Annotated in this window: 1 protein-coding gene; it reads left to right on the top strand. The window is 62.2% G+C overall.

Annotation, left to right across the window (positions count from 1 at the left end; all coding sequences use genetic code 11):
- Nucleotides 1–534 (top strand): hypothetical protein (locus tag NS355_RS19130; RefSeq protein ID WP_167345489.1); only part of this gene is annotated, 534 nt, incomplete at both ends.

Below are 534 nucleotides of genomic sequence, written 5' to 3'. Positions count from 1 at the left end.
GATTTCGGCTACGCCCTGCTGCGCAAGAGTGCAAAGGGAAAGCAGAACCGCGTTGCCGATCTGGCCCGCGCCAAGCTGCAACCTAGCAAGCCGGCTGATACGGATTGGCTGGCAGATGGCCTGTGGCCGATCACCTGTACAATGCACCGCATCGTCACCGCGCCCGGTGTCGCGGTCGAGCCTGGCGCGCTCGAAACTATCTTCCAGGGGTATGACGCCAAAACGAGAGTGCACCAAAAGCTGCTGGCTGTCGTACTCACCATGCGGTTCCCACATAGCTGGCAACCCGCCGACATCCTGTCGCTGGTCGGCACGTACACACTGGAAAAGCTGGCGCTGCAACGCCGACTGACCAGCATGATTGTCGTGCATATGCCAGGTGACGAACTGTCCGCTCGCCGGCCTCACGCCCATGTCGTCTGCATGGCGCGCGTCCATCGCTCTTCTGGCTGGGGCGAGGTGCACCCTGATCTCGTCGCCAGAACCGCGCAGGCGCGATTCCAGCAGGAATGGGAGGGTTTCTACGACGTCTGG

The organism is Sphingomonas yabuuchiae (genome assembly GCF_001477495.1).
GTDB lineage: Bacteria > Pseudomonadota > Alphaproteobacteria > Sphingomonadales > Sphingomonadaceae > Sphingomonas > Sphingomonas yabuuchiae_A.
This window is presented reverse-complemented; position numbering and strand designations above follow the sequence as displayed.